The 17,341-nt window shown below is 49.9% G+C and carries 16 protein-coding genes and 1 other annotated feature; all 16 genes read left to right on the top strand.

Going from position 1 to position 17,341, the window contains the following annotated elements:
* Nucleotides 1–70: 70 nt before the first annotated feature.
* The 16 genes from rlmB to fusA all read left to right on the top strand — a co-directional run bounded on the left by rlmB (nt 71) and on the right by fusA (nt 17,259).
* A complete protein-coding gene (gene rlmB, locus JJU47_RS04010; protein ID WP_228616399.1) occupies nt 71–808 on the top strand; it encodes a 23S rRNA (guanosine(2251)-2'-O)-methyltransferase RlmB in 738 nt (245 codons plus the stop codon).
* Nucleotides 805–1,350, top strand: coding sequence for an NYN domain-containing protein (locus JJU47_RS04005; protein ID WP_228616370.1), 546 nt, complete (start codon nt 805–807; stop codon nt 1,348–1,350). Before rlmB ends, JJU47_RS04005 begins: the two co-directional genes overlap by 4 nt.
* A gap of 201 nt (nt 1,351–1,551) precedes the next feature.
* Nucleotides 1,552–2,193: an RNA polymerase sporulation sigma factor SigH gene (gene sigH, locus JJU47_RS04000; protein WP_228616368.1), complete on the top strand. Its 642-nt coding sequence runs from the start codon at nt 1,552–1,554 to the stop codon at nt 2,191–2,193.
* 127 nt (nt 2,194–2,320) lie between these two features.
* Nucleotides 2,321–2,467: a 50S ribosomal protein L33 gene (gene rpmG / locus JJU47_RS03995; RefSeq protein WP_228616366.1), complete on the top strand. Its 147-nt coding sequence runs from the start codon at nt 2,321–2,323 to the stop codon at nt 2,465–2,467.
* Nucleotides 2,468–2,501: 34 nt separating this feature from the next.
* A complete protein-coding gene (gene secE / locus JJU47_RS03990; RefSeq protein ID WP_012727692.1) occupies nt 2,502–2,672 on the top strand; it encodes a preprotein translocase subunit SecE in 171 nt (56 codons plus the stop codon).
* Between the two features lie 17 nt (nt 2,673–2,689).
* Nucleotides 2,690–3,241, top strand: coding sequence for a transcription termination/antitermination protein NusG (gene nusG / locus JJU47_RS03985; RefSeq protein WP_024372172.1), 552 nt, complete (start codon nt 2,690–2,692; stop codon nt 3,239–3,241).
* Between the two features lie 148 nt (nt 3,242–3,389).
* On the top strand, nt 3,390–3,815 hold the full coding sequence (rplK, locus tag JJU47_RS03980) for a 50S ribosomal protein L11 (protein ID WP_021066593.1): 426 nt from the start codon (nt 3,390–3,392) through the stop codon (nt 3,813–3,815).
* 98 nt (nt 3,816–3,913) lie between these two features.
* The gene (gene rplA / locus JJU47_RS03975) at nt 3,914–4,600 is read left to right on the top strand and encodes a 50S ribosomal protein L1 (RefSeq protein WP_228616364.1); all 687 of its coding nucleotides are present in this window, start codon (nt 3,914–3,916) and stop codon (nt 4,598–4,600) included.
* A gap of 59 nt (nt 4,601–4,659) precedes the next feature.
* Nucleotides 4,660–4,813: a sequence feature (ribosomal protein L10 leader region), on the top strand.
* Between the two features lie 45 nt (nt 4,814–4,858).
* A complete protein-coding gene (gene rplJ / locus JJU47_RS03970) occupies nt 4,859–5,365 on the top strand; it encodes a 50S ribosomal protein L10 (protein WP_228616362.1) in 507 nt (168 codons plus the stop codon).
* A gap of 56 nt (nt 5,366–5,421) precedes the next feature.
* The gene (gene rplL, locus JJU47_RS03965) at nt 5,422–5,787 is read left to right on the top strand and encodes a 50S ribosomal protein L7/L12 (protein WP_024372175.1); all 366 of its coding nucleotides are present in this window, start codon (nt 5,422–5,424) and stop codon (nt 5,785–5,787) included.
* Nucleotides 5,788–5,872: 85 nt separating this feature from the next.
* Nucleotides 5,873–6,469, top strand: a complete 597-nt coding sequence (locus JJU47_RS03960) for a class I SAM-dependent methyltransferase (protein WP_228616360.1) — start codon at nt 5,873–5,875, stop codon at nt 6,467–6,469.
* A gap of 194 nt (nt 6,470–6,663) precedes the next feature.
* Nucleotides 6,664–10,212, top strand: coding sequence for a DNA-directed RNA polymerase subunit beta (rpoB, locus tag JJU47_RS03955; protein ID WP_228616397.1), 3,549 nt, complete (start codon nt 6,664–6,666; stop codon nt 10,210–10,212).
* A 22-nt stretch (nt 10,213–10,234) separates the two neighbouring features.
* Nucleotides 10,235–13,834, top strand: a complete 3,600-nt coding sequence (gene rpoC, locus JJU47_RS03950) for a DNA-directed RNA polymerase subunit beta' (RefSeq protein WP_300997430.1) — start codon at nt 10,235–10,237, stop codon at nt 13,832–13,834.
* A gap of 288 nt (nt 13,835–14,122) precedes the next feature.
* Nucleotides 14,123–14,545 carry a 30S ribosomal protein S12 gene (gene rpsL / locus JJU47_RS03945; RefSeq protein WP_012727683.1) on the top strand — a complete coding sequence of 141 codons (423 nt, stop codon included), beginning with the start codon at nt 14,123–14,125 and terminating at the stop codon, nt 14,543–14,545.
* A gap of 51 nt (nt 14,546–14,596) precedes the next feature.
* Complete coding sequence (gene rpsG, locus JJU47_RS03940) at nt 14,597–15,064, top strand: 30S ribosomal protein S7 (RefSeq protein WP_021066600.1); 468 nt, start codon at nt 14,597–14,599, stop codon at nt 15,062–15,064.
* A gap of 116 nt (nt 15,065–15,180) precedes the next feature.
* The gene (fusA, locus tag JJU47_RS03935) at nt 15,181–17,259 is read left to right on the top strand and encodes an elongation factor G (protein WP_228616357.1); all 2,079 of its coding nucleotides are present in this window, start codon (nt 15,181–15,183) and stop codon (nt 17,257–17,259) included.
* Nucleotides 17,260–17,341 lie beyond the last annotated feature (82 nt).

Raw genomic sequence — 17,341 nt, 5'->3', positions numbered from 1 at the left:
GGGAGACCGTCCGCATCGTCAGAAACCGGAACGCCCGGACTATCAAGAAGTCGACGTCCTTGAAGAAGGCATCGATTTCCTCTATGGGCGGAACCCGGTCATAGAGGCACTCCGCAGCGGGCGGGATATGAACAAGGTCTTCATCATGGAAGGCCAACAAAAAGGACCGCTCGCCCAAATCATCGCGATGGCGAACGAGGCGTCTGTCCAAGTGTCGTTCGTCCCGAAAACGAAGCTCGAGAAGATGGCCGGCAGTGAACACCACCAAGGTGTCGTCGCGGCCGTCGCGGCTTACGAGTATAAGTCGATTGAGGATATGTTCGCGCTCGCCGAATCAAAAGGCGAGACACCGCTCTTTATTTTGCTCGACGAATTAGAAGACCCTCACAACTTAGGATCGATCTTACGGACGGCTGACGCTGTCGGGGCTCATGGGGTCATCATCCCGAAACGCCGGTCGGTCGGGTTGACACAAACCGTCGCCAAGTCGTCGACAGGTGCGATTGAATACATCCCGGTCGCCCGCGTGACGAACTTGACGCGCACGCTCGAAGAACTGAAAGAAAAAGGACTTTGGGTCGTCGGGACCGACGCGAGTGAGAGTCAGGACTATCGGCGCCTAGACGGCAACATGCCGCTCGTCGTCGTCATCGGAAGCGAAGGCAAAGGGATGAGCCGACTCGTGCGTGAGACGTGTGATTTCCTCGTCCACATGCCGATGGTCGGTCATGTCACATCGCTCAACGCCTCGGTCGCGGCCGCACTTCTGTTGTATGAAGTGCACCGTACACGTCACCCGTTGTCATGAGCCTCAAGCGAGAACTGCTCCTTGTCGACGGCTACAACATCATTGGTGCCTGGCCTCACCTCCGTAAGCTTCGGGATATCGACTTTGACAAGGCCCGCAACGATTTAATCGAGGCGATGGCCGAGTATCAGGCGGTCACGGGTCGTCAAGTGACGATCGTGTTTGACGCCCATATGCGATACGGGCGGGAGTCGAAAGCGAAGCAGAGTCGCGTCGCTGTCGTCTATACGAAAGAGAACGAAACGGCTGACGAATGGATCGAACGGCGGGCTCACGAGCTCGTCGATGATCGTCTCGTGACGCTCTTCGTGGCCACGAACGACTTTACCGAACAGTGGGTCATTTTTGGCCAAGGCGCGCTTCGAGTGCCGGCAGCTGAGCTATTGAAAGATTGGAAGCATGCCCAGTCGCTCATCGAGACCGAGCGGCGAGCTTTAGAAAAGGATCGGTCGAACCGAAAAACGATCGACCTCTCGCCTGACGTGAGAGCACGGTTCGAAGAAATGCGCCGCCGAAAATCAAACGATGACGAACATCACTGACGAGTTCATAAGATGGACTCGTCTTTGTTTTTGATTTGACATTTTTTTGAAAGGAAATGTTGTATACTAATAGATGTATGCGTTACACGAAATGTAATTGACGGAATTTTTAGAATTTTGTTTGACGGTCGTTTTATAGGCTGCCTATAATGGGAGCACAAACTTACATAGTTCATCATCAATTGCCGGGGGGTATGAAACATGAACGGATGGCCATACGAACAGTTTGAAACCATGTCAGACGAAGAGCTCGTCTTTCTGGCGCGTAACGAAGGGGATAGTGATGCTCTAGAATTTCTGATTGAACGTTATCGTTACTTTGTCCGAGCCAAGGCGAGGTCTTATTTCTTGATTGGTGCCGATCACGAGGACATCGTGCAAGAAGGGATGATCGGGCTATACAAAGGCGTGCGCGATTATAAAGACGAGCGGCTCGCCTCTTTTAAGAGCTTCGCTGAAATGTGTATCACGCGGCAGATGATCACGGCGATCAAGACAGCTACGCGTCAAAAGCATATCCCGCTCAATTCGTACGTGTCACTCGATAAGCCGATCTTTGACGATGAGTCGGACCGGACGCTGCTAGACGTTATTTTGCCCCCGCATCCGACCGATCCGCAAGAACTGCTCGTAACGAGGGAAGACCAGTTGTTTATGGAAGAAAAGATGGATGAGCTCCTCAGTGACTTGGAACGAAAAGTACTGCGTCTCTATTTGGACGGGCGTTCGTATCAAGAGATTTCTGACGACCTTGACCGTCACGTCAAATCGATTGACAATGCGTTACAGCGCGTCAAAAAGAAATTTGAGCGTCACGTTGACATCAAAACGTTGACGAGTTAACCGATATTGACCATACGCCTCCTATGTGATACTTTTAAGGCAGCGCCTTGTCCGTAGACGCCATTTTACAGGAGGCGTTTTTTTTTCGCTCTTTTTTAATGGGAGCCGTCGAAAGGGGCGCTTATGAATGGCAAAGAAAGTAAGTCTCGCATGCGCGGATTGCGGGTCACGAGTCTACTCGACGACCAAGAAAGAGGATGTGCAGACGCGGCTTGAGCTGAAGAAGTTCTGCCGTCGTTGCAATGCGCATACGATGCATCGAGAATCAAAGTAACGTTAATTGGCATTCAATGTAGGAGGAAGCTACCATGAACTTTTTGCGTGATGTATGGAAAGAGTTAAAGAAAACGAGTTGGCCGACTCGTAAAGAGCTCACGAAATATACCATCACAGTCATCGCGACAGTCGTCGTGATTGGCCTGTTCGTGTTTGGCGTAGATACTGGTGTCAGTTATCTCGTCAACCTATTGATCAACTAAGGAAAGAGGTGAAAGCCGTGGAGAAACAATGGTTTGTTGTCCAGACGTATTCTGGCTTTGAAAACAACGTCAAAGAAAACTTAGAACGCCGAATCGGTTCGATGAACATGGAAGATAAAATTTTCCGCGTCCTCGTTCCAACCGAAACAACGCAAGAAGAAGTCACATTGAAGAGTGGCGAGAAAAAAATTAAAGAACGTGAAGTGAAAAACTTCCCGGGCTACGTGTTCGTCGAAATGATCATGACAGATGATTCATGGTACGTCGTACGTAACACGCCGAACGTTACCGGCTTCCTCGGCTCGACTGGGGGCGGCGCTAAGCCGATCCCGCTCCAACCTGACGAAGTGACGAACGTGCTTTCGCAGATGGGTCTCATCGAGAAGAAAGACCGTTACAACTACGAGCTCGGCGATCTCGTCCGTGTCAAAGAAGGCGCGTTCGAGAACTTTGAAGGCACGATTGATGAAATCGAAGCGGACAAAGAGAAGCTTAAAGTCGTCGTCGACATGTTCGGTCGCGAAACAAAAATTGAGCTTGATTTCGAACAAGTTCAGAAAATTAACTAAAACCCACTTGCCATCCTGAGAAACGGATGGTACAATCGGAAATGTTTGATGTTGTGCTTTATTTCGGTACAAACTCGACCTAATAGATTGAGTGGGAGGGCGCACAACGTCCAAGAAACCACATTTTAGACTTAAGGAGGTGTGTCTCGTGGCGAAAAAAGTTACTAAACTCGTTAAACTTCAAATCCCAGCTGGTAAAGCAAACCCAGCACCGCCAGTAGGTCCAGCACTTGGACAAGCAGGTGTTAACATCATGGGATTCTGTAAAGAGTTCAACGCTCGTACACAAGACCAAGCCGGATTGATTATTCCTGTAGTCATTACGGTATACGAAGATCGTTCGTTTACATTCATTACGAAAACTCCACCAGCTGCAGTTCTTTTGAAGAAAGCTGCTGGTATCGAGAGCGGTTCTGGTGAACCAAACCGTAAGAAGGTAGCAACGGTTAAGCGTGATAAAGTTCGCGAAATCGCTGAACTTAAAATGCCTGACCTTAACGCGTCGTCTGTTGAAACAGCGATGCTTATGGTTGAAGGTACTGCGCGTAGTATGGGTATTGTAATCGAAGACTAATTTATTAGTCTCTGGGATTGTCGGTGAATATTATGCTCACCTTCAATCCCTTCATTATGTGGGAGGAAATTCCGCTAACCACAAGGAGGAAAAGAATCATGGGTAAAAAACACCAAGAAGCAGCAAAGCTTGTTGATCGCATGAAGTCATACGACCTCGCTGAGGCCGTTGAACTCGTTCAAAAAACAGCTACTGCCAAGTTCGATGAAACAATCGAAGTTGCTGTCCGTCTCGGCGTAGATCCGAAGAAAGCGGACCAACAAATCCGCGGTGCCGTCGTACTTCCACACGGTACTGGTAAAACACAAAAAGTTCTCGTCTTCGCAAAAGGCGAAAAAGTTAAAGAAGCTGAAGCGGCTGGCGCTGACTACGTCGGTGACTCTGAGTTCATCACTAAAATCCAACAAGGATGGTTCGACTTCGACGTAATCGTTGCGACACCTGACATGATGGGCGAAGTTGGTAAACTTGGTCGCGTTCTCGGACCTAAAGGCCTCATGCCTAACCCGAAAACAGGCACAGTCACGTTCGACGTTGCGAAAGCAATCGCGGACATCAAAGCTGGTAAAGTAGAATACCGCGTTGACAAAGCCGGTAACATCCACGTACCAGTTGGTAAGAAGTCATTTGAAGCAACAAAACTCTCTGAGAACATCGAGACAATCATCGAGACACTCATGAAAGTGAAGCCTGCTACTGCAAAAGGAACTTACCTCAAAAACATCGCGCTTTCGTCAACAATGGGTCCTGGAATCCGTGTTGCGACTGCCGACTTCATCAAGTAATCTACTTGAAATAAACTGTTGACAACGTGTGATACCGCTGTTAAAGTAAGACACGTTCAACCGAATATGTTGGATTACCGCAGACAGAAGGTGGACATCGGTCCATAATTCCTTCCGAGGTGTCTTTGCTCGAACTTGAGCCTGTTGTCACAGGTTTACTTTCAAACAATTACGCCCTCGTATGTCTTCATACGAGGGATTTCTTTTTGAAGAGCAGCCTCTCGTCCGGTATAAGAAATGACTAGGAGGTGCAAAAACATGGCAAGCGAAAAAATCGTAGCTCAGAAATCGGTACTCGTCGATGAAATCGCTGAGAAAATGCAAGCAAGCGTTGGGACAATCGTTGTTGACTATCGTGGACTTACAGTTGAAGAAGTGACTACACTCCGTAAATCACTCCGTGACGCTGGAATCGAGTTCAAAGTATACAAAAACGGTCTCCTTCGCCGCGCGGCGACTCAGTCTGGATTTGACGGTCTCGATGAAGTCTTCACAGGTCCTACTGCAATCGCGTTCTCGAACGAGGACGTTGTTGCTCCAGCGAAGATCTTGAACGACTTCTCAAAAGAGCACAAAGCGCTCGAACTTAAAGGCGGAATCATCGAAGGCAAAGTAACTTCACTTGAAGAAGTTAAAGCCCTTGCAGAACTTCCATCACGCGATGGTCTTCTCTCGATGCTTCTCAGCGTCCTTCAAGCTCCGATCCGTGGGCTCGCAGTCGCAACAAACGCAATCGCAGAACAAAAAGAAGAGCAATCAGCTTAATTTTTGCCGCGTAGCGTAACAACAACTTTTTACAACATCAAAGGAGGAAAACCATAATGGCTTTCAACAAAGAGCAATTCATCGAAGACCTCAAATCAATGACGGTTCTCGAACTTAACGAACTCGTAAAAACAATCGAAGAAGAATTCGGCGTATCAGCAGCAGCTCCAGTAGCAGTTGCAGGTGCAGGCGCAGCAGCAGCTGAAGAGCAAACTGAATTCGACGTAATCCTCACAAACGCTGGCGCTGGTAAAATCAACGTCATCAAAGCGGTACGTGAACTTACAGGCCTCGGTCTTAAAGAAGCGAAAGCACTCGTTGACGGAACTCCGGCTCCAGTCAAAGAAGGCGTTTCTAAAGAAGATGCAGACGCAGTCAAAGCTAAGCTTGAAGAAGCTGGCGCAACTGTCGAAGTTAAGTAATCTAACTTTTACTTCACAAGCTATAGAAGCTCGCCATGGCGAGCTTCTTTTATTTCCTTGAAGAATGGGTTAGGAGGTTCAACGCATGGGAGATCATTACTATACGAACGATCCGAGTTCGAAAAGTGCCCCGGAGACGTGGTCGTACGAGTTGCGAGGGAAGACATATCGCTTCACCTCGGACCGCGGCGTGTTCTCGAAAGGGTCGGTCGATTTTGGGTCACGTCTCTTAATCGAGTCATTTGAAGTGCCTCATGTTTCAGGTCGCATTTTAGATGTCGGCTGTGGTTACGGTCCGATGGGGATCTCGCTTGCCGACGCCTCTGGGCGTGAAGCACTCCTCGTCGACGTGAACGAACGAGCGCTTGTCTTATCCGAACAAAACGCCACCCAGAACGGAGTGACGATTGAAACACGAATGAGCCACGCGTATGACGCAGTAGGAGATGAACGGTTCGCAGCGATCGTGACCAACCCGCCGATTCGGGCCGGGAAGCAAGTGGTCCACACGATTTTGCGAGACGCGCACGACCACCTCGTCGTAGGCGGAGCGCTTTATGTCGTCATCCAAAAGAAACAAGGAGCACCTTCTGCGAAGAAGCTGCTTGAAGATGTGTTTGGTCACGTCGAGACGCTTGTCAAAGAAAAAGGCTATTTCATTTTTCGGGCAATTCGCTCTTGACAAACGGTGAAGTCTTGTTGACTCGCTATAACGTATATGCTAACATTATAAAATGCCATTGGAATGGAATTCGCTTGGAACTGCCGCGTTTGCCGCTTTTTAGACGCGGAAAAAGAGCGACATTCAATGACAATGTTCGATTATTACGCCCGAAAAATTCGTTTAAAGAATTGGGGGTCTGAGAGGTGAATCAGTTGACTGGTCAACTTGTTCAGTACGGTCGTCACCGTCAGAGAAGAAGCTTTGCCCGTATCAGTGAGGTATTAGAGCTTCCGAATTTGATTGAAATTCAAACTGCTTCTTACGAGTGGTTCTTACGTGAAGGATTGAAAGAAATGTTTACGGACATTTCGCCAATCTCTGACTTCACTGGAAACCTCGTGCTCGAGTTCATCGACTACTCGCTCAGCGAGCCGAAGTATTCGATCGATGAATCGAAGGAGCGCGACGTCACTTATTCTGCGCCATTGCGCGTGAAAGTACGTCTGCAAAACAAAGAAACAGGTGAACTAAAAGAGCAAGAAGTGTTCATGGGGGATTTCCCGCTCATGACAGAATCGGGAACGTTTATCATTAACGGCGCCGAGCGCGTCATCGTTTCCCAGCTTGTTCGTTCGCCGAGCGTTTATTACAATTCTAAACTCGACAAAAACGGTAAACGTGGTTTTGGTGCAACAGTCATCCCGAACCGTGGTGCATGGCTCGAACTCGAGACAGATGCGAAAGATATCGTTTATGTCCGTATCGACCGTACCCGTAAAATTCCGGTAACGGTGTTGTTGCGTGCCCTCGGTTTCGGAACGGACCAAGAAATTATCGACCTTCTCGGAGACGACGAATACCTTCGTAACACCCTTGAAAAAGATAACACCGAGTCGACGGAAAAAGCGTTGATCGAGATTTATGAGCGTCTCCGCCCTGGTGAACCACCAACGGTTGAAAACGCGAAATCACTTCTCGTCTCACGTTTCTTTGACCCGAAACGCTACGACCTCGCTAACGTTGGTCGTTATAAGATGAATAAAAAACTTCATTTGAAGAACCGTCTTTTCGGACAAAAGTTGGCGGAACCACTCGTCGACCCGGAAACAGGTGAAGTGATCGCCGAAGCCGGCACTGTGCTTGACCGTCGTAACCTCGACCGTGTCCTCCCTTACTTGGAGAACGGACTTGGCTACATGGACGCTGAACCTACGGGTGGCGTCGCGGAAGGCGAGCCGTTCGGTCTTCAATCGATCAAAGTCATCTCACCGGATGACCCAGATGGAGAGCGTATCTTGAACATTATCGGTAACGGCAATATCGACCGCAGCGTGAAACACATCACACCGGCCGATATCATCGCATCGATCAACTACTTCTTCAACTTACTTCACGAAGTCGGAACAACAGATGACATCGACCACTTAGGAAACCGTCGTCTTCGTTCAGTCGGAGAACTTCTCCAAAACCAATTCCGGATCGGGCTCTCCCGTATGGAACGTGTCGTAAAAGAACGGATGTCGATTCAAGATCAAAATGCGATCACACCGCAGGCGCTTATTAACATTCGCCCGGTTATCGCGTCGTTGAAAGAGTTCTTCGGTAGCTCGCAGTTGTCACAGTTCATGGACCAAACGAACCCGCTCGCAGAATTGACGCACAAGCGTCGTCTCTCTGCACTTGGACCGGGTGGTTTGACACGTGAGCGTGCCGGCTTCGAAGTTCGAGACGTTCACTATTCGCACTACGGTCGGATGTGTCCAATCGAAACGCCGGAAGGACCGAACATCGGTCTCATCAACTCGCTTTCGTCTTATGCGAAAGTGAATGAGTACGGCTTCATCGAAGCACCGTACCGTCGCGTTGACCCGGAAACAGGTCTCGTCACGAGCGAGATTCAATATATGACGGCGGATGAAGAAGATCTCTACGTCGTCGCCCAGGCGAACATGCCGCTCACAGAAGAAGGCAGCTTTGCCAACGAACAAGTCCTTTGCCGCTTCCGCGGACAAAACTTGTCAGTTGAGCCGAGCCGAGTCGACTACATGGACGTTTCGCCGAAACAGGTTGTTTCTGCCGCGACGGCATGTATCCCGTTCCTTGAGAACGATGACTCGAACCGTGCCCTCATGGGAGCGAACATGCAACGTCAAGCTGTCCCGCTTCTTCAACCAGATTCGCCGATTATCGGTACTGGTATGGAGTATGTGTCAGCGAAAGACTCTGGGGCCGCGATCATCGCGAAGTACCCGGGTGTCGTCGAGCGCGTCACAGCGCGTGAAATTTTGGTCCGCCGCACGTCTGACGTGAACGGATCAACGGTTTCAGGTGACCTTGACCGCTACAAACTTCAAAAGTACGTTCGTTCGAACCAAGGAACGTGCTACAACCAAAAGCCGATCATCGCTGCTGGTGACCAAGTCGAAAAAGGAGAAATCCTTGCTGACGGTCCATCGATGGATATGGGTGAGCTCGCGCTCGGCCGTAACGTCGTTGTCGCCTTCATGACTTGGGACGGTTACAACTATGAGGATGCGATCATCATGAGTGAACGCCTCGTGAAAGATGACGTCTACACTTCGATTCATATCGAGGAGTACGAGTCAGAGTCACGTGACACGAAACTCGGACCTGAGGAAATCACGCGTGATATTCCAAACGTCGGTGATGACGCGCTTCGCAACTTGGACGATCGTGGGATCATCCGCATCGGTGCGGAAGTCAAAGATGGCGATATCCTCGTCGGTAAAGTTACGCCTAAAGGTGTGACGGAATTGACGGCGGAAGAGCGTCTCTTGCATGCGATCTTCGGTGAGAAAGCCCGTGAAGTCCGTGATACGTCACTCCGTGTACCAAACGGCGGCGACGGAATCATCTTGGACGTCAAGGTGTTCGACCGTGAAAACGGTGACGAGCTCTCGCCAGGCGTGAACCAAATGGTTCGTGTCTACATCGTTCAAAAACGTAAGATTCATGAAGGGGATAAGATGGCGGGACGTCACGGTAACAAAGGTGTTATCTCGCGGATCCTCCCTGAAGAAGATATGCCATACATGCCAGACGGCACACCGATTGACATCATGCTTAACCCACTCGGTGTACCATCGCGTATGAACATCGGTCAGGTACTTGAACTCCACCTTGGAATGGCGGCTAAAAAGCTCGGCATCAAAGTGGCGACGCCTGTATTCGATGGTGCGCGTGAGGAAGACGTATGGGCAACGATTGAAGAAGCTGGAATGGACAAAGATGCCAAGACACGTCTCTATGACGGTCGTACTGGTGAACCGTTCGATAACCGCGTCTCAGTCGGTGTCATGTATATGATCAAACTCGCGCACATGGTTGATGACAAGCTTCACGCACGTTCGACAGGACCTTACTCGCTCGTCACGCAACAACCGCTCGGTGGTAAAGCACAGTTCGGTGGACAGCGCTTCGGTGAGATGGAAGTTTGGGCCCTTGAAGCGTACGGCGCAGCCTACACGCTTCAAGAAATCTTGACAATCAAGTCGGATGACACGGTCGGACGCGTAAAAGCGTACGAAGCGATCGTGAAAGGCGAGAGCGTTCCGAAAGCGGGCGTTCCTGAATCATTCCGCGTCTTGATCAAAGAGCTCCAAGCGCTCGGTATGGAAGTCAAGATGATGTCTGCGGACGATGAAGAAGTCGAAATGAAAGATGAAGATGACGACAACATCCCGAACGCAACATCGGCGTTAGAACAAGTCGTTCAACCGACTGTTACGGAAGAGGAATAAGGCGAAAAGGGAGGTCGGCCCCTTGGTAGATGTTAATCGATTTGAATATATGAAAATCGGCTTGGCTTCACCGGAAAAGATCCGTTCGTGGTCTTACGGGGAAGTCAAAAAGCCGGAAACAATCAACTATCGTACACTTAAACCAGAGAAGGACGGATTGTTCTGTGAACGAATCTTCGGTCCGACGAAAGACTGGGAATGTTACTGCGGGAAATACAAACGGATCCGTTATAAAGGAGTCATTTGTGACCGTTGTGGCGTTGAAGTGACGAAAGCGAAAGTGCGTCGCGAGCGTATGGGCCATATCGAGCTCGCGGCACCAGTTTCGCACATCTGGTACTTTAAAGGGATTCCAAGCCGGATGGGGCTTGTGCTCGATATGTCACCGCGTGCGCTCGAAGAAGTTATTTACTTCGCGTCGTACGTCGTGACCGAGCCAGGTGACACGCCGCTCGAGAAGAAGCAACTCCTCTCGGAAAAAGAGTTCCGTCTCTACCGCGAAAAATACGGTAGCGACTTTAAAGCGGACATGGGTGCGGAAGCAATCCGGACACTCCTTCAAGACGTACAACTCGAGAAGGAAGTCGGAGAACTCCGTGAAGAATTGAAGACGGTTCAAGGTCAACGTCGTACACGTGCGATCAAACGCCTTGAAGTGCTCGATGCGTTCTTCACATCGGGGAATGATCCAGATTGGATGATCCTCGAAGTACTTCCTGTCATCCCGCCAGAGCTTCGCCCGATGGTGCAGCTCGACGGTGGACGCTTCGCAACATCTGACTTGAACGATTTGTATCGTCGAGTCATCAACCGTAACAACCGCCTCAAACGTTTGCTCGATCTCGGCGCGCCGAACATCATCGTGCAAAACGAGAAGCGTATGCTTCAAGAAGCGGTTGACGCCCTCATCGACAACGGTCGTCGTGGTCGTCCGGTCACAGGTCCAGGTAACCGTCCACTTAAGTCGCTTTCACACATGTTGAAAGGGAAACAAGGTCGTTTCCGTCAAAACCTTCTTGGTAAACGGGTCGACTACTCAGGACGTTCGGTTATCGTCGTTGGACCAAACTTGAAGATGTTCCAATGTGGTCTCCCGAAAGAGATGGCCCTTGAACTCTTCAAACCGTTCGTGATGAAAGAACTCGTCGGTCGCGGCATCGCGTCGAACATCAAGAACGCCAAACGCAAAATTGAGAAGATGCAACCAGAAATCTGGGGCGTCCTCGAAGAGGTCATTCGTGAACACCCGGTTCTCTTGAACCGTGCCCCGACACTTCACCGTCTCGGGATTCAAGCGTTCGAACCGATCCTCGTCGAGGGCCGTGCGATTCGTCTACACCCACTCGTTTGTACGGCTTACAACGCCGACTTCGATGGTGACCAAATGGCGGTCCACGTACCACTTTCAGCGGAAGCACAAGCAGAAGCTCGTCTTCTTATGCTCGCGGCACAAAACATTTTGAACCCGAAAGATGGAAAACCAGTCGTTACACCATCGCAGGATATGGTCCTCGGTAACTACTACATCTCGCTTGAACGCGACGATGCCATCGGTCAAGGGAAAATCATGTCGAACGTCAACGAAGCGCTCATCGCGTATCAAAACGGCTACGTCCACTTGCACTCGCGTGTGGCGGTCCCGGCGCGTACGCTCAACAACCCGACGTTCACTGACGAACAAAATGAGAAATTGCTCATCACAACGGTCGGTAAGATGATCTTCAACGAGATCTTGCCGAACACGTTCCCATACTTGAACGAGCCGACGATGGAAAACTTACAGGAAGCAACGCCTGACAAGTATTTCATCGAAAAAGGAGCGAACGTCGCGGAAGAAATCGCCGCCCGTCCACTCGTCGAGCCGTTCAAAAAAGGATTCCTTGGAAAAGTCATCGCGGAAGTGTTCCAGAAGTTTGAAACGACTGAAACGAGCCGCATGCTTGACCGGATGAAAGATCTCGGCTTCAAACACTCGACTAAAGCGGGTGTGACGGTCGGTATCTCGGATATCATCGTTCTTCCGGATAAACAAGAGATCCTCGATGAAGCGCAAACTCAAGTCGACCAAATCATGAAATCGTTCCGCCGTGGTCTCATCACTGAAGATGAGCGCTATGAGCGTGTCGTCCGGTCGTGGAACGAAGCGAAAGATGAGATTCAGTCACGATTGATGAAATCCCTCAACCGCTTGAACCCGATCTTCATGATGTCTGACTCAGGTGCCCGTGGTAACGCGTCCAACTTCACGCAGCTCGCAGGGATGCGTGGTTTGATGGCCGCACCATCTGGCCGCATCATCGAACTTCCGATCAAATCGTCGTTCCGTGAAGGTCTGACGGTTCAAGAGTACTTCATCTCGACGCACGGTGCGCGTAAAGGTCTTGCCGATACAGCCCTTAAGACGGCTGACTCAGGTTACTTGACGCGTCGTCTCGTCGACGTTGCCCAAGATGTCATCATCCGTGAAGAAGATTGTGGAACGGACCGCGGAATCCGCGTTGCCGCTCTCCGCGAAGGCACGGAAGAAATCGAAAACTTGTATGACCGTCTCGTCGGCCGTACAGCGTTCGAGACAGTGGCGCATCCGGAAACGGGAGAAGTCATGGTCGAGAAGAACCAACTCATCACAGAAGACCTTGCCCGCGAAATCGTCGATGCCGGCATCGAACGAGTTGAAATCCGTACTGCCTTTACATGTAACACGTCACACGGCGTATGTAAGAAGTGCTACGGACGCAACTTGGCGACCGGTTCGAACGTTGAAGTCGGGGAAGCAGTCGGAATCATCGCCGCGCAATCGATCGGTGAGCCAGGAACGCAGCTTACGATGCGTACCTTCCACACAGGTGGGGTAGCCGGAGATGATATCACACAAGGTCTTCCGCGTATTCAAGAAGTATTCGAGGCCCGTAACCCGAAAGGGCAAGCGGTCATCTCGGAAATACCGGGTACGGTCATCGACTTCACAGAGTCACGCGACAAGCGTGAACTCACAGTCGAAGGACTCAGCGAGACACGTACGTACACGATTCCGTTCGGAGCACGTCTCCGTGTCCAAATCGGTGATACGGTCGAAGCTGGGGAAGTCTTCACGGAAGGTTCGATCGATCCGAAAGAATTGCTCACCGTCCGTGGTGTATCTGGTGTCCAGAACTATCTTCTCCAAGAAGTTCAAAAAGTATACCGGATGCAAGGGGTAGAAATCGGCGACAAACACGTCGAGGTCATGGTTCGCCAAATGCTTCGTCGCGTCAAAGTCATCGAGTCAGGTGACACGCCGCTTCTCCCAGGTTCGCTCGTCGACATCAGCGTCTTCAAGGAAGCATGTAAAGATGCCCTCCGCGAAGGCAAGAGTCCGGCGACAGCCAAACCGGTCCTTCTCGGAATCACGAAAGCGTCGCTTGAGACAGATTCGTTCCTCTCGGCCGCTTCGTTCCAAGAAACGACTCGTGTGTTGACAGACGCTGCCATCAAAGGCAAGCGTGACTATCTCCTCGGTCTCAAAGAGAACGTCATCATCGGTAAGCTTGTTCCTGCTGGTACAGGGATGCCGGTTTACCGCGATGTCCAACTTAAAGAGGACGCGGCAGAAGTCGCTCTCGAAGACACGACAGTAGAATAAAACGTCTTGACAGCATGGGTTGGCGGTGCTACTATGATTTAGTGCCGCCAATCGGTTGTTGTCGTAGACAACGGTGTCCAGCAGTCGGCAAGCTACTTGGACGTCACCCGATCTTTCTTATAGAAAGATTTGGCTGCTATCTTTGCCACTTTCAAGGTATAACTCACGTTTTTGCGAGGTCATGGAATGCCTACGCCTCGTAAAAGCGTTTCGTTATGACCTTAAATGAACCACCCGGGTCGGTGGGTCTAGAAAATAGCATAATTCAGGAAGGGAGGATCTTCAAAGATGCCTACTATCAACCAGTTAGTCCGTAAAGGACGTAAATCGAAAGTCGTCAAATCTGACTCTCCAGCACTTAACAAAGGTTACAACAGTTTCATCAAGTCACAAACAAACGTGAGCTCGCCACAAAAACGTGGTGTTTGTACACGTGTTGGTACAATGACTCCGAAGAAACCGAACTCGGCGTTACGTAAGTATGCTCGTGTTCGTTTGACTAACCAAATCGAAGTGACTGCGTACATTCCAGGTATTGGCCACAACCTTCAAGAGCACAGCGTTGTTCTTATCCGTGGAGGACGTGTAAAAGACTTACCAGGGGTACGTTACCACATCGTTCGTGGTGCGCTTGACACTGCAGGTGTTGACGGACGTATGCAAGGCCGTTCTAAATACGGTACGAAACGTCCGAAAGCTGCGAAGAAGTAATTCTCGCCAACTAAACTACAACTACTGAAATTTTGAAAGGAGGGTACTCGGATGCGTAAAAACCGTGCAGAACGTCGTGACGTTATCGCAGATCCGATCTACAACTCGAAATTGGTAACTCGCCTCATTAACCGTGTCATGTTAGACGGTAAAAAAGGTACAGCTCAAACTATCATTTACAACGCATTTGGCCTCATCGCTGAACGCTCAGGCAAAGAGCCTATGGAAGTGTTCGAAGAAGCAATGAACAACATCATGCCTGTACTTGAAGTTAAAGCTCGCCGTGTTGGTGGAGCAAACTACCAAGTTCCTGTTGAAGTTCGTCCAGAGCGCCGTACGACACTTGGTCTTCGTTACCTCGTGAACTACGCTCGTCTCCGCAACGAGAAGACGATGGAGCAACGTATCGCTAACGAAATCATGGATGCAGCCAATAACACTGGTGCTTCAGTTAAGAAACGCGAAGACATGCATAAGATGGCAGAAGCGAACAAAGCGTTTGCTCACTATCGTTGGTAATTTAAACGTAAAGACCACTCCACGTCACCAAGCGGTGGCTTAATGGAGTGGCTTTCGGGTATAATCATATCGTGTGCCAGCACACGAAAAACACATGCGGAAGGAGAATACCCAGTATGGCAAGAGAATTCTCCCTAAAGAATACTCGTAACATCGGGATCATGGCTCACATCGATGCCGGTAAAACGACAACGACTGAACGTATTCTTTATTACACAGGTCGTATCCATAAAATTGGTGAAACTCATGAAGGAGCTTCACAAATGGACTGGATGGAGCAGGAGCAAGAGCGTGGAATCACGATCACTTCTGCTGCGACGACTGCACAGTGGAATGGCCACCGTGTAAACATCATCGATACACCTGGACACGTAGACTTCACAGTTGAAGTTGAGCGTTCACTCCGTGTACTCGATGGCGCAGTTGCAGTACTTGACGCTCAGTCAGGTGTTGAACCACAAACAGAAACTGTATGGCGTCAAGCGACGACTTACGGTGTTCCACGTGTCGTATTCGTCAACAAGATGGATAAGATCGGTGCGGACTTCTTGTACTCGGTGAAAACACTTCACGAGCGTTTGCACGCAAACGCACACCCAATCCAACTTCCAATCGGTGCGGAAGACGAATTCAAAGGAATCGTCGACCTCGTCGAAATGAAGACGTACATGTACTCGAACGACCTCGGTACTGACATCGAAGTAATCGATGGCTTCCCAGCTGACATGGCTGATGAAGCAGAAGAACTTCGCGGTCAATTGATCGAAGCGGTCGCGGACTACAACGAAGAGTTGATGATGAAATACCTCGAAGGCGAAGAGATCTCAATCGACGAACTCAAAGCTGGTATTCGTAAAGCAACGCTCAGCGTAGAATTCTACCCTGTACTCGTTGGTTCAGCCTTCAAAAACAAAGGTGTTCAATTGATGTTGGACGCTGTTGTTGATTACCTCCCGTCACCAGTTGACGTTGAGTCAATCAAAGGGGTTAACCTCGACACAGACGAAGAAATCACACGTGAACCTTCGGACGAAGCGCCGTTCTCGGCACTCGCGTTCAAAGTCATGACTGACCCTTACGTCGGTAAATTGACATTCTTCCGCGTGTACTCTGGTACAGCACAAGCTGGTTCGTATGTGAAGAACTCGACTAAAGGTAAGCGTGAGCGCCTCGGTCGTATCCTTCAAATGCACGCGAACAGCCGTGAAGAAATCCCAATGGTATTCGCTGGTGACATCGCCGCTGCCGTTGGTCTTAAAGATACAACGACTGGTGATACGCTTTGCTCAGAGAAAGACAACGTCGTTCTCGAGTCAATGACATTCCCAGAACCGGTTATCTCGGTCGCAATCGAGCCTAAATCGAAAGCAGACCAAGACAAGATGGGTCAAGCCCTCGCGAAACTCGCAGAAGAGGATCCAACTTTCCGCACTGAAACAAACCAAGAGACTGGTCAAACGATCATCTCTGGTATGGGTGAGCTTCACCTTGATATCCTCGTTGACCGTATGCGTCGCGAGTTCAAAGTAGAAGCAAACGTCGGTGCACCACAAGTTGCTTACCGTGAGACAATCCGTGGCGCTGCGAAGATCGATTCGAAATTCGTTCGTCAGTCGGGTGGACGCGGTCAGTACGGTCACGTTGTCGTAGAATTCGAGCCGAACGAAGAAGGCGCTGGATTCGCATTCGAGAACAAGATCGTCGGTGGTGTTGTCCCACGTGAATACGTCCCAGCTGTTCAAAACGGGATTGAAGAAGCTCTCGAAAACGGTATCCTTGCTGGTTACCCAGTAGTTGACGTTAAAGCTGCCCTCGTCTTCGGATCGTACCACGATGTCGACTCGAACGAGATGGCGTTTAAAGTTGCTGCTTCGATGGCGGTTAAACAACTTAAGGAACAAGCGAAAGCTGTTATTCTTGAGCCAATGATGCGTGTTGAAGTTGTTATCCCAGAGGAATACTTGGGAGACATCATGGGTGACGTTACGTCACGCCGTGGACGCGTAGAAGGTATGGAAGCTCGCGGAAACGCACAAGTCGTTAAAGCGATGGTTCCACTTTCGGAAATGTTCGGATACGCAACGTCGCTCCGTTCACGTACACAAGGACGTGGAACGTACTCGATGCACTTCGACCACTACGAAGAAGTACCGAAGTCAATTGCTGAAGAAATCATCAAAAAAGCGAACGGCTAATAACGGTTGTAACGCTGAATTGATTGTTGTAAGCTAAGGAGGACGTATGTTAAAAGTAGCCTACGTCTTCCTAGTTAAATAA

This window comes from Exiguobacterium sp., from assembly GCF_020832205.1.
Classification (GTDB): Bacteria; Bacillota; Bacilli; order Exiguobacteriales; family Exiguobacteriaceae; genus Exiguobacterium.
The sequence above is the reverse complement of the archived record's forward strand: the minus strand, read 5'-3'. Positions and strand labels throughout refer to the sequence as shown.

Excerpts from the sequence above, each read along its gene's own strand:
- secE (WP_012727692.1), top strand. The coding sequence starts at position 2,502 with ATGAACTTTTTGCGTGATGTATGGAAAGAGTTAAAGAAAACGAGTTGG.
- rpmG (WP_228616366.1), top strand. The coding sequence starts at position 2,321 with ATGGCAAAGAAAGTAAGTCTCGCATGCGCGGATTGCGGGTCACGAGTC.
- rplA (WP_228616364.1), top strand. The coding sequence starts at position 3,914 with ATGGGTAAAAAACACCAAGAAGCAGCAAAGCTTGTTGATCGCATGAAG.
- rpsL (WP_012727683.1), top strand. The coding sequence starts at position 14,123 with ATGCCTACTATCAACCAGTTAGTCCGTAAAGGACGTAAATCGAAAGTC.
- JJU47_RS03960 (WP_228616360.1), top strand. The coding sequence starts at position 5,873 with ATGGGAGATCATTACTATACGAACGATCCGAGTTCGAAAAGTGCCCCG.
- rplL (WP_024372175.1), top strand. The coding sequence starts at position 5,422 with ATGGCTTTCAACAAAGAGCAATTCATCGAAGACCTCAAATCAATGACG.
- fusA (WP_228616357.1), top strand. The coding sequence starts at position 15,181 with ATGGCAAGAGAATTCTCCCTAAAGAATACTCGTAACATCGGGATCATG.
- sigH (WP_228616368.1), top strand. The coding sequence starts at position 1,552 with ATGAACGGATGGCCATACGAACAGTTTGAAACCATGTCAGACGAAGAG.
- rplJ (WP_228616362.1), top strand. The coding sequence starts at position 4,859 with ATGGCAAGCGAAAAAATCGTAGCTCAGAAATCGGTACTCGTCGATGAA.
- JJU47_RS04005 (WP_228616370.1), top strand. The coding sequence starts at position 805 with ATGAGCCTCAAGCGAGAACTGCTCCTTGTCGACGGCTACAACATCATT.
- rpsG (WP_021066600.1), top strand. The coding sequence starts at position 14,597 with ATGCGTAAAAACCGTGCAGAACGTCGTGACGTTATCGCAGATCCGATC.